The following is a 10,709-nucleotide window of genomic DNA, read 5'->3' as shown; positions in this document are numbered from 1 at the left end:
GGCGCCGCCCCCTCGTCCCCGCACCGCGCTGTTCTCACTGCTGCCCCGCTTCCCGCGAGAAGAGGTCGGATTGAACCACGTGATCCGGCGGTCCGGGCAGGCCCTGGTGGTGCTGCTCGCCGCGTTCACCGCCGCCTTCGTCCTGCTCCAGGCCATGCCCGGCGACGCCGTCATGATCAAGTTCGAGAACCCCGAACTGGGCCTGTCACCCGAGCAGATCGCCGCTCTGCGCGTCGCCTACGGGGTGGACGCCCCGCTGCACCGGCAGTTCCTGCACACCCTGCTCGGGTTCCTGAGCGGCGACTTCGGCCACTCCGTGCACAGCGGCACCCCCGTACGGCGGCTCATCGCCCAGGCCCTGCCGCACACCCTGACCCTGGCCGTCCTGGGCTTCGCCACCGCGACCCTGCTGGCCTGCCTCATCGCCTACCTGTCCACCTACCCGCGCCTGGCGTGGATCCGCGGCCTGCTGCGCTCGGTGCCGTCCCTGTTCGTGTCGGTGCCGGTGTTCTGGCTCGGCATCGTCCTCATCCAGGTGTTCTCCTTCCAGCTGGGCCTGGTGTCGGTCATCCGCCCCGGCCCCGTGGAGGGGCTGATCCTGCCGGTGCTCACCCTGGCCGTGCCCATCTCCGCGCCCCTGGCCCAGATCCTCACCCGCAGCATCGACGAGGTGCAGGCCCGGCCCTTCGTCACCGTGGTCCGCGCCCGCGGCGCCGACCGCTCCCGGGTGCTGTGGCGCAACGTCGCCAAGAACGCCCTGCCGCCCGCCCTCACCATGGCCGGGGTGCTGTTCGGCGAGCTCATCGGCGGCGCCGTGGTCACCGAGACCGTCTTCGGCCGGTCCGGGATCGGCCGCCTCACCGAACAGGCCGTCACCAACCAGGACGTCGCCGTGCTCCAGGCCGTCGTCCTGCTCGCCGCCCTCGTGTTCGTCCTGATCAACCTGGCCGTGGACCTGCTCTACCCCGTCCTCGACCCGCGACTGAAGACCAAGGCGGGTGCCGCCGCATGACCACCACCGCCCTCGCGCCGCACGAGACACCGCTGCCGCTGTGGCGGCGCCTGCGCCGCTTCGAGCCCGCCACCGTGCTGTCGGTCCTGGTCGTGGCCGTCGTGGTGGCCTGGGCGCTGGCCCCGGGCCTGTTCACCTCCCTGGGACCCACCACCGGGGTGGCCGCCGACGCCCTGCACCCGCCCGGCGCCGCGTACTGGTTCGGCACCGACGCCACCGGCCGCGACGTGTTCACCCGGGTCGTGCACGGCGCCGTGCACTCGCTGTCGGGCGCCCTGGTCGCCGTCACCGTCGGCCTGGTCCTGGGCACCCTCATCGGCGCCACCGCCGGGGCCGTCGGCGGGATCGTCGACGACGTCCTCATGCGCGTGGTGGACGTGCTGCTGGCCGTGCCCTCGCTGCTGCTGTCGCTGAGCGTCGTCATCGTCCTGGGCTTCGGCACCACCCAGATCGCCTTCGCGGTCGGCATCGCCGGGGTGGCGGCCTTCGCCCGGCTGGCGCGTTCGGAGGTGATCCGGGTGCGGCGCACCGACTACGTCGAGGCCGCGTTCGTCTCCGGGGGCCGGTTCGCGTCGGTGCTGTGGCGGCACGTGCTGCCCAACTCGATGACCTCGGTGGCGGCCCTGGCCGCGCTCCAGTTCGGCACCGCCATCCTGGCCATCTCCACCCTGGGGTTCCTCGGCTACGGGGCGCCCCCGCCCACCCCCGAATGGGGGCTGATGATCGCCGAGGGCCGCGACTACGTGGCCACCTCCTGGTGGCTGACCGCCCTGCCCGGGCTGGTCGTGGTCGCCGTCGTCCTGTCCGCCAACCGCATCAGCGCCACGATCGCACGACGGGGGAGAGCATGAGCCGTACCGCGCACCGCACCGACCGCAGCACCGGCGGCGGCATCGCCGCGACCGCACCCGGCACCCCCGTGCTGGCCGTCGAGGACCTGTCCGTCGCCTACACCGGCCGCACCACCCGCACCCGGGTCCTGCACGGGGTGTCCCTGACCGTGAACCCCGGCGAGGTCGTCGCCGTCGTCGGCGAGTCGGGGTCGGGCAAGAGCACCACCGCGCAGGCCGTCATCGGCCTGCTGCCCGAGAACGGCGCCGTCCTGGGCGGGCGGATCCTGCTCAACGGCACCGACCTCACCGCGTGGGGCGAGCGCCGCATGGAGGCGGTGCGCGGCGCCCGGATCGGGCTGGTGCCCCAGGACCCCGGCAACTCCCTCAACCCCGTCAAGCGCATCGGCGACACCCTGGCCGAGGCACTGGAGATCCACCGCTGGGGCGACCGCCGCCGGGTGCGCGCCCGGGTGCTGGAACTGCTGGAGCGGGTGGGCATCCCCGAGCCGGAGCGGCGCGCCCGCCAGTACCCGCACGAACTCTCCGGCGGGATGCGCCAGCGCGTCCTCATCGCCGGGGCCATCGCCCTGCGCCCGGACCTGGTCATCGCGGACGAGGCCACCAGCGCCCTGGACGTCACCGTGCAGCGCACGGTCCTGGACCTGCTGGACGAGCTGCGCAGGGAGGACGGCACCGCGGTCCTGCTGGTCACCCACGACCTGGCGGTGGCCGCCGACCGCGCCGACCGGATCGTGGTCCTCAAGGACGGGCGGGTGCGCGAGAGCGGGCCCACCGCGGCGGTGCTGGCCGAGCCCGCCGACGAGTACACGCGCAGTCTGCTGGCGGACGCGCCCACGCTGGCCGGGGCGACCCGCGCGGTGGTGCGGGAACCGGAGCCGGAGGGGGAGGCCGGGGCGGACGCGGCCGGGCGGGACGCGGGCGGGGCGCAGCCGGCGATCGAGGTCCGCGACCTGGTCAAGGAGTTCGGGCCGCGCCGCGACCGGTTCCGGGCCGTGGACGGGGTGTCGTTCACCGTCGCCCCCGGCACCACCCACGCCCTGGTCGGAGAGTCGGGCTCGGGCAAGACCACCACCGCCCGCACCGTCATGGGCCTGACCCCGCCCACCTCGGGGCTGGTGTCGGTGGCGGGCCGCGACCTGGCCGGGATCGGCCGCCGCGACCTGCGCGAACTGCGCCGCGACCTCCAGCTGGTGTACCAGAACCCGTACGGGTCCCTGGACCCCCGGCACACCGTGCGCTCCATCGTCTCCGAGCCCCTGCGCCACTACGGGGTGGGCGGCCGGGCCGAACGCGCCGCCGCGGTGGAGGAGTTCCTGGACCGGGTCGCCCTGCCCGCCCACCTGCGCGACCGCCGCCCCCGGGAGCTGTCCGGCGGCCAGCGCCAGCGCGTGGCCATCGCCCGCGCCCTGGTGCTGCGCCCCCAGGTGGTGGTGCTGGACGAGCCCGTGTCGGCCCTGGACGTCACCGTGCAGGCCCGCATCCTGGACCTGTTGGAACGCCTCCAGGACGAACTGGGTACCACCTACCTGTTCATCTCGCACGACCTGGCGGTGGTGCGCCGCCTGGCGCACACCGTCACCGTGATGACCCGGGGCCGGGCGGTGGAGTCCGGTCCGGTGGAGGGCGTCTTCGCCGACCCGGGCCACGAGTACACCCGGGCGCTGATCGAGGCGGTCCCCGGCCGCCGCGCCGCCACGACGACGGCCGTCGCCGGATGACGCCCGCCGTGGCCGGCTGACAGCCGCATTCGGAATATCGGAAGAGAAGAAAGCAGGGATCCCCGTGTCCACTCCGCAGCTGGGCTTCTTCACCCGCGTGCTCGACGACGCACCGCCCCGGGAGCGCTACCGGCTGGCCCTGGAGCAGATCCGCCGGGCCGAGGACCTGGGCTATGACAGCGCCTGGGTGGCCCAGCACCACTTCGACGGCGCCGAGGGCGGCCTGCCCGCGCCGCTGGTGTTCCTGTCGCAGGCCGCCGCCCGCACCGAGCGGGTGCGGCTGGGGACGGGGGTGGTGACGCTGTCCCTGGAGGACCCGGTGCGCGTCGCCGAGGACGCCGCCGTCCTGGACCTGCTCTCGGGCGGGCGCCTGGAGCTGGGGATCAGCTCGGGCGGGACCCCGTCGGCGTTCCCGGCGTTCGGGGTGGAGTTCGAGCGGCGGCGGGAGGTGTTCGCGCGCAAGCTGGACGTGCTGCGGGCCGCCCTGGCCGGGGAGCCGTTCGGGGACACCCCGGCCCGCCCGTACCCGGCCCGGCCCGAGCTGCTGGACCGGCTGTGGTTCGCCACGTTCTCCGCCCCCCTGGCGGAGACCGCCGGGCGGCTGGGCGGCGGGCTGCTGCTCTCGCGCACCCAGCCCCCGCCCGAGGGCGCGCCCGAGGCGCGGCTGTGGGACATCCAGCACCCGATCATCGACGCCTACCTGGACGCCCTGCCCGCCGGGGCCCGGCCGCGGGTGAGCGTGGCCCGCACGCTGTTCGTGGCCGACGACCGCGAGGAGGCGCTGCGGCTGGCCGAGCACGGGTACCGGTCCGGGTCGTCCTTCGCGCGTTCGATCCTGGGGGATGCGGTGGACACGCTGCCCCTGGAGGAGCTGCTGGCGGTGTTCGACGCCCACGTGGGCACGCCCGAGGACGTGTTGGAGTCGCTGTCCCGGGACACGGCGCTGCCCCGCGCCACCCACCTGTCCTTCCAGGTCCACTCCGTGGACCCGCCGCACGAGCACGTCCTGCGCTCCATCGAGCTCATCGCGACGCGTGTGGCCCCCGAACTCGGCTGGAAGCCGGGCGCCCACACCGCGCCGGCCGACCCCAGCTGATCACCGAGGCTTCCGAGGCCTCTGGGACTTCCGAGGCCTCCGAGGTCTCCGGGACTTCCGAGGTCTCCGGGACCTCCGAGACCCCCGACAATCCCGAGAAGGAGACCGCCATGGCCGACGACCTCGTCGACCGCCTCCTGGGCATCGCCCCGGGCAGTCCCCTGGACCTGGTCCGGGCCGCCCGCCCCCAGGCCAGGACCAACGCCCAGCGCAGCTACGAGGTGCTGCTGGAGCCCGCCGACCCCGCCGGGGTGCCGCGTTCGGTCCGGCTGCTGGTGGCCGCCTACGTGGCCGGCCTGCACCGGGCGGTGCCGCTCACCGTCCACTACGGCCGGCTGGCCACCGCCGAGGCCGGGGCCGACACCGTCAGGGTCGTCGCCGACCTGGTCGAGCGGTCCCGCGCCGCCGGGCCCTACGGCACGTTCCACGAGAGCGGGCTGGCCGCCGAGTCCACCGACGGGCCCCGCCACCGGGTGCCCGACGCCGAGCGGGAGCGGCTGGGCGAGGCGACCGCGGCCGCCCTGGACCACGCCCACCTGCTGGTGTTCCGCCCTCGCGAGGCCGGTCCGGGCGACCAGCGGGCGCTGGAGGCGGCGGGGTGGAGCACCACCGACATCGTCACGCTGTCCCAGCTCATCGCCTTCCTGGCTTTTCAGACCCGGCTCGTGCACGGGCTGGAAGTCCTGTCCCAGCGCACCGCGGAGGTCGCCCCGTGACCGTCACCGAACACCCGCACAACGTCCGGCCCGCCGCGTTCACGCGCTCCCCGGTGGGGTGGCTGCCCTGGCTGGACCCGCTGCCCCGGGAGGAACTGACCGAACGCCACCTGGAGGCGCTGGTGGAGGAGGCGCGCGCGAAGATGCCGTACTTCGCGCTGCTGGTCCGCGACCCCGACGCGCTGGAGGCGCGCACCCGCACCGACTTCGACATCTTCCACAACACCGACGGGGGGTTGGGGCGCGCCGAGCGCGAACTCGCGGCGACGGCGGTGTCCCGGTTCAACGGGTGCGTGTTCTGCGCGTCGGTGCACGCCCGGTTCGCGACCCGGCTGGCGGGGAGCGGGGAGGGTGTGGACCGGCTGCTGGAGGCGGGGGTGGACACCGACACCGGGGACGCGCTGTGGAACGCGGTGGTGCGCGCGGCCGTGGCGCTGACGCGGACCCCGGTGGAGTTCGGGCCCGAGCACGTGGACGAGCTGCGCGCCAACGGGCTGGGTGATGTGGCGATCGCGGACGTGGTGAACAGCGCGGCCTTCTTCAACTGGGCGAACCGGCTCATGCTCTCCTTGGGGGAGCCCGTGCGACCCGAGGACGAGGAGAAGTGATGGGTTTTCCGGCTGAGCTGGACCACCTGGTGTACGCGGTGCCCGACCTGGCGGAGGGCACGGCCGCGTTCGAGGAGCTGGCGGGGGTGCGGCCGGCCGCGGGCGGGCGGCACCCGGTGGGGAGTGCTAACACGCTGGTGGCGTTGACCGTGGGCGGGGAGCGGGCGCCGCACTACCTGGAGATCATCGGGCCCGACCCCGAGCGGGCTGACCCGGGGCGGCCGGTGGGGGTGTTCGGGCTGGCGAGGCTGGAGCGGGCGCACCTGGCCACGTTCGCGGTGGGGACGGACGACCTGGCGGGGGCGGTGGCGCGGGCCCGCGCGGCGGGGTACGACCCGGGCGACCCGGAGCCGTGGTCGCGGGCCACGCCGGAGGGGCGGGAGCTGCGCTGGTTGTTGGCGAAGAGGGAGAGCGAGCGGTACCCGGAGCCGGTGCCGTTCCTGATCGACTGGGGGGAGACCCCGCAGCCGGGGCTGGGGGATTTGCCCGCGCTGGAGCTGGTGTCGGTGCGCGCCGAGCACCCGGACCCGGGGGCGGTGGGCAAGGCGCTGGCGGCGCTGGGCGTGGGGCTGGAGGTGGAGGAGGGGGCGGAGCCGTTGCTGGAGGCGGTGCTGCGCGGCCCGAAGGGGGAGTTCGTGCTGCGGTGAGGTGAGTGGCGGGTGCCCCGGGTCGTGGAGGCCCGGCCGGGGGCGCCGCAGGGCGGGAGCACCGCAGGACGGGAGCACCGCGGGGCGGGAGCGGTGTGGCGACCTGGTCGAGGGCGTGCTTTCCGTATCCCGGGGAGCGGTTCCGCACGGCCGGGCAGGCTGGGCAGGCCGGGCAGGGCGGGCCGCCCGGACTCCCGGCCGTGCGGGGCGGCCGTGCGGGGCGGCCGTGCGGGGCCTGGGTCTACGCCCGGTTCCGGTGCGTGGTCCACACCGTCGTGTCCAGGGAGCGCAGCCACACCGTCTGGAGTGCCCGGTCCCGGTCGACGGTCAGTCCGAACTCGGAGACCTCCGGCGACCCCTGGGTGTGCCACCAGGAGAGCCCGCCGGTGAACTCCCGCCACAGCGGGCGGGGCCCGGAGGACTCCACCCGGCCGTCGGCGTGCAGCCGCAGCCACGATTCGCAGGATGCCGAGGAGACGCGCACGTGCGGCTGGTCGGCGCCGGGCTCCATCCCCATCCCGAACGACCAGGCGGGCGTCAGCAGGGACAGCAGGACGGCCGTCTCCCCGTCGAGCCGGGCTTCTCGCGGGTCTGTGTCCACGTGCTCGACGCGGTCCGGCCGGGCGTCCGGGCCCGGCAGCGACCGGGCGGGCGACCGCTGGCTGCGGGACCACATGAAGGCGAGGGAACCGTCGAACCGGCCGAACGCCCGGCCCGGTTCGACGTCCAGGACCGCCAGTGCCCCGCCCGGCCCACCGGGCGACGGCGACCACGGGGTGACGATCCGCCCGCCGGGCCGGACGATGTCCAGCCACCGCCACGGGACGGCGGCCACGGTGCAGGTGGCGATTGTGTCTGGGGAGGGCAGTGACGGTGGGGGTTACTACGTCTGTGGTTGGGCTTTCAAGCGAGGTCTGTGCAACCGCGGGTTTGCAGGCGGGGCGTCTTTCCGTGGACCTGTGTGGTCGGGGGTGTGTGCTGTGCCCCGACCCGTCCCCTGGAAAAACCCCCACCACCGGGGACGTGCAGGAGACGCGTACGTCTTTGTGGTCTGCCGGGCGTCGTACCGTGGGGACGGCTCCGCGCCCAGCCCGGGTCTGTACGTTCCCAAGGGGTGACCGGTGGAGACCAACGCGACCGTGTGCGGACCTTCAGACCGCCCTCCGCAGATGGCGGGCCATTTGGAAACCTGCTCTTGCTGTCTCACCCTCTGGGTCTGGGGCCCCGTCCCGCTCTACCGACACCCCCTGGAGCCGGGGCGGGAGGCCTCCTACTGCCGTCACCCCCTGCGGCGGGGGAGGCACAACGCTCTCCGGCTGTGGCCAAGGGCTTCAAGAAGGGGATGGGGCTGTGGCTGAGGACCCCGGGAAAGGTGGGTAACCCCCCGGGGCCGGAGGCCTCTTACTACCGTCACCCCCTGCGGCGGAGGTGGCCAGGGATCTGGCCGGGCTGGGGCTGATGGCTCCGGGAGGGGGACGGGCTGTGGCTGGGCTCTCCGGGTGGGTGGGAAACCCCCTGTGGGGTGGGGGAGGCACAACGCCCTCCGGTTGTGGCCAGGGCCCCGGGGAAGGTGGGCAACCCCCTGGGGTCGGGGCCGGAGGCCTCGTGCGGCCGTCACCCCTTGGGGCGGGGGTGGCCGGGGATGTGACCGGGCTGGGGCTGAGGGCTCCGGGTCAGGTGGGCAACCCCCTGTGGCGGGGTGGTCGGGAAGGTGGCCGGGTTGTGGCCAGGGCCCCGGGTAGGTGGGAAACCCTCTGTGGCGGAGGTCGCACTGGCGTGACCGGGGCCCCAGCCATAGCCGGAGGGCATCGCACCTTCCTCCGCCGCAGGGGGTGGGGGCCGCAGTGGTGTTCCCCGCCCGTCTCCAGGGGGTTGCCCACCCGATCGGGATCTCCATTCCAGGGGGTTTCCCACCCGACCGGGAGCTCAGCCACAGCCCCATTCCCTTCTTGAAGCCCTTGGCCACAGTCGGAGGGCGTCGCGCCTCCCCCGCTACAGAGGGTTTCCCACCTTCCCCGGGGCCCTTGGCCACAGCCCGGCCACATCCCTGACCACCCCCGCCGCAGGGGGTGACGGCAGTAGGAGGCCTCCCACCCCGACCCCGGGGGGTGTCGGTAGAGCGGGACGGGGCCCCGGCCCCAGGGGGTGAGACAGCAAGAGCAGGTTTCCAAAACCCCCGCCATCTGCGGAGGGCGGTGTGCGGAGACCGCTCTCGGTCGCGTTGGTCTCCACGGGTCACCCCTTGGGAACGTACAGACCCGGGCTGGGCGCGGAGCCGTCCCCACGTTACGACGCCCGGCAGACCAAAAAGGCGTACGCGTTGGGCTCACGTCCGGGGTGGTGGGGGTGTTTTCCGGGGACGGGTCGGGGCACAGCGCACATCCCCGACCACACAGGTCCACGGAAAGACGCTCCGACTGGAAACAGGCTGTTGCACAGACCTCGCTTGAAAGCCCGACCACAGACGGGGTAACCCCCGCTGTCAGTGCCCTCCCCGCCACAGGGGGGTAAGCACAGACACAGACACAGACACAAACAACGCTCCGGCACCCCGAACCCGGATTCGGTTTCCCGGAATGGTCACGCTCCCATCGCCCGGAACCGCCGTCAGGTCACGCCTCGGCGTCGGATTCCGCCACCCCTTGACCTCCAATGTGCAGAGTGCGAAAGATGGCACGGCAGACGGCTTTTGTGATCCAAGACACGATGGGCGGGGACCGTCGTGGGACGGCCCCGCCGCTCCGGAGGAGAGATCATGCGTGCACGGCGGTGGTCGGTCGCAGCGGGGGCGCTCGGATTGGTGCTCGTCGCCTCGGGGTGCGGGGGCGGCGGAGGAGGCGGTGACAACGCCCAGGTGGAAGTGTTCTCCTGGTGGACCGGCGGCGGTGAGGAGGCCGGTCTGAACGCCCTCATCGAGCGGTTCGAGGACGAGAACCCCGACATCGAGTTCATCAACGCGGCGGTGGCCGGCGGCTCGGGCACCAACGCCCAGGCCGTCCTGGAGGGCCGCTTGCAGAGCCAGGACCCGCCGGACTCCTTCCAGGGCCACGCCGGGGCCGAGCTCCAGGACTACATCGAGGCGGGCTACCTCAGCCCCCTGGACGACTTCTTCGACGAGCAGGGCCTGCACGACGCCCTGCCCGACCAGCTGGTCGAGCAGATCACCTACGACGGCAGCGTGTACTCCGTTCCCGTCAACATCCACCGCTCCAACGTGATGTGGTACAGCCCCGCGGTGCTGGAGGAGGCCGGGATCGACGCCCCGCCCCAGACCCTCGACGAGCTGCTCGACGCGCTGGAGACCGTCGCCGAGGAGACCGACGCCATTCCCATGGCGGTGGGCGCCCAGTGGACCGTCGACCACCTGCTGGAGTCGGTGCTGCTGGGCTCGCTGGGCACCGACGCCTACAACGCCCTGTGGGAGCCCGGCGCCGACTGGGACACCCCCGAGGTCACCGAGGCGCTGGACACGTTCGACCGGATCCTGGAGCACACCCAGGAGGAGTCCGCTGCCGAGGACTGGCAGGAGGCCGCGCGCCGGGTCGCCGACGGCGAGGCCGCCTTCAACATCATGGGCGACTGGGCCGCCGGGTACTTCGACGAGCTGGAGGCGGTCCCGGGCGAGGACTACGACTGGGCGGCCTCCCCCGGCACCGACGGCACCTACATGTGGCTCTCCGACAGCTTCACCCTCCCGGCGGGCGCGCCCAACGAGGAGGCGGCGCTGACCTGGCTGGCGCTGGTCGGCAGCCAGGAGGGGCAGGACATCTTCAACCCGCTCAAGGGCTCCATCCCCGCCCGTGAGGACGCCGACCCCGCCAAGTACGCGGACAGCCCCTACCTGGAGTCGGCGCTGGCCGAGTGGCAGGCCGGGCCGCAGCTGGCCGGCTCGTTCTGGCACGGGGTCACGGTCGGCAACCGGTGGAAGAACGACGTCGACACCGCCGTGGGCCTCTACCTGGGCAACGGCGACCTGGAGGCGCTGCAGAACGCGCTGGTCACGGCCGCGCGGGCCGAATGAGCACGTCGCAGAACCGGCCCGGGGCCGCCGCCGGCGG

The 10,709-nt window shown here is 73.8% G+C and carries 9 protein-coding genes; 8 read left to right on the top strand and 1 reads right to left on the bottom strand.

Going from position 1 to position 10,709, the window contains the following annotated elements; all coding sequences use genetic code 11:
• The 7 genes from ACJOT3_RS26825 to ACJOT3_RS26795 all read left to right on the top strand — a co-directional run.
• On the top strand, window positions 1–1,012 hold a 1,012-nt coding region (locus ACJOT3_RS26825), incomplete at its 5' end, for an ABC transporter permease (protein WP_406975893.1).
• The gene (locus ACJOT3_RS26820; protein ID WP_406975892.1) at window positions 1,009–1,863 is read left to right on the top strand and encodes an ABC transporter permease; all 855 of its coding nucleotides are present in this window, start codon (window positions 1,009–1,011) and stop codon (window positions 1,861–1,863) included. The genes ACJOT3_RS26825 and ACJOT3_RS26820, both read left to right, overlap by 4 nt.
• Entirely contained in the window at window positions 1,860–3,584 is a 1,725-nt protein-coding gene (locus tag ACJOT3_RS26815) for a dipeptide ABC transporter ATP-binding protein (RefSeq protein ID WP_406975891.1), read from the top strand. Before ACJOT3_RS26820 ends, ACJOT3_RS26815 begins: the two co-directional genes overlap by 4 nt.
• A gap of 64 nt (window positions 3,585–3,648) precedes the next feature.
• Window positions 3,649–4,680 carry a putative FMN-dependent luciferase-like monooxygenase gene (locus ACJOT3_RS26810; RefSeq protein ID WP_406975890.1) on the top strand — a complete coding sequence of 344 codons (1,032 nt, stop codon included), beginning with the start codon at window positions 3,649–3,651 and terminating at the stop codon, window positions 4,678–4,680.
• Window positions 4,681–4,790: 110 nt separating this feature from the next.
• Window positions 4,791–5,396, top strand: a complete 606-nt coding sequence (locus tag ACJOT3_RS26805) for a CMD domain protein (protein WP_406975889.1) — start codon at window positions 4,791–4,793, stop codon at window positions 5,394–5,396.
• On the top strand, window positions 5,393–6,004 hold the full coding sequence (locus ACJOT3_RS26800; protein WP_406975888.1) for an alkylhydroperoxidase domain protein: 612 nt from the start codon (window positions 5,393–5,395) through the stop codon (window positions 6,002–6,004). Before ACJOT3_RS26805 ends, ACJOT3_RS26800 begins: the two co-directional genes overlap by 4 nt.
• Window positions 6,004–6,651, top strand: a complete 648-nt coding sequence (locus ACJOT3_RS26795) for a VOC family protein (protein WP_406975887.1) — start codon at window positions 6,004–6,006, stop codon at window positions 6,649–6,651. The genes ACJOT3_RS26800 and ACJOT3_RS26795 overlap by 1 nt, the downstream gene beginning before the upstream one ends.
• Window positions 6,652–6,892: 241 nt before the next feature.
• On the opposite strand, the gene ACJOT3_RS26790 is transcribed toward ACJOT3_RS26795, so the two are convergent.
• Window positions 6,893–7,486, bottom strand: a complete 594-nt coding sequence (locus tag ACJOT3_RS26790; RefSeq protein WP_406975886.1) for a hypothetical protein — start codon at window positions 7,484–7,486, stop codon at window positions 6,893–6,895.
• A gap of 1,920 nt (window positions 7,487–9,406) precedes the next feature.
• Here ACJOT3_RS26790 and ACJOT3_RS26785 point away from each other — a divergent pair.
• Window positions 9,407–10,672 carry an ABC transporter substrate-binding protein gene (locus tag ACJOT3_RS26785; RefSeq protein ID WP_406975885.1) on the top strand — a complete coding sequence of 422 codons (1,266 nt, stop codon included), beginning with the start codon at window positions 9,407–9,409 and terminating at the stop codon, window positions 10,670–10,672.
• Window positions 10,673–10,709: the final 37 nt, after the last annotated feature.

Origin of the sequence: Nocardiopsis protaetiae, assembly GCF_045446735.1 — a bacterium.
GTDB classification, from domain to species: domain Bacteria; phylum Actinomycetota; class Actinomycetes; order Streptosporangiales; family Streptosporangiaceae; genus Nocardiopsis; species Nocardiopsis protaetiae.
This window is presented reverse-complemented; position numbering and strand designations above follow the sequence as displayed.

Bases quoted from the DNA above. Each gene is read 5' to 3' on its own strand.
- ACJOT3_RS26795 (WP_406975887.1), top strand. From the start codon at position 6,004: ATGGGTTTTCCGGCTGAGCTGGACCACCTGGTGTACGCGGTGCCCGAC.
- ACJOT3_RS26805 (WP_406975889.1), top strand. From the start codon at position 4,791: ATGGCCGACGACCTCGTCGACCGCCTCCTGGGCATCGCCCCGGGCAGT.
- ACJOT3_RS26820 (WP_406975892.1), top strand. From the start codon at position 1,009: ATGACCACCACCGCCCTCGCGCCGCACGAGACACCGCTGCCGCTGTGG.
- ACJOT3_RS26785 (WP_406975885.1), top strand. From the start codon at position 9,407: ATGCGTGCACGGCGGTGGTCGGTCGCAGCGGGGGCGCTCGGATTGGTG.
- ACJOT3_RS26815 (WP_406975891.1), top strand. From the start codon at position 1,860: ATGAGCCGTACCGCGCACCGCACCGACCGCAGCACCGGCGGCGGCATC.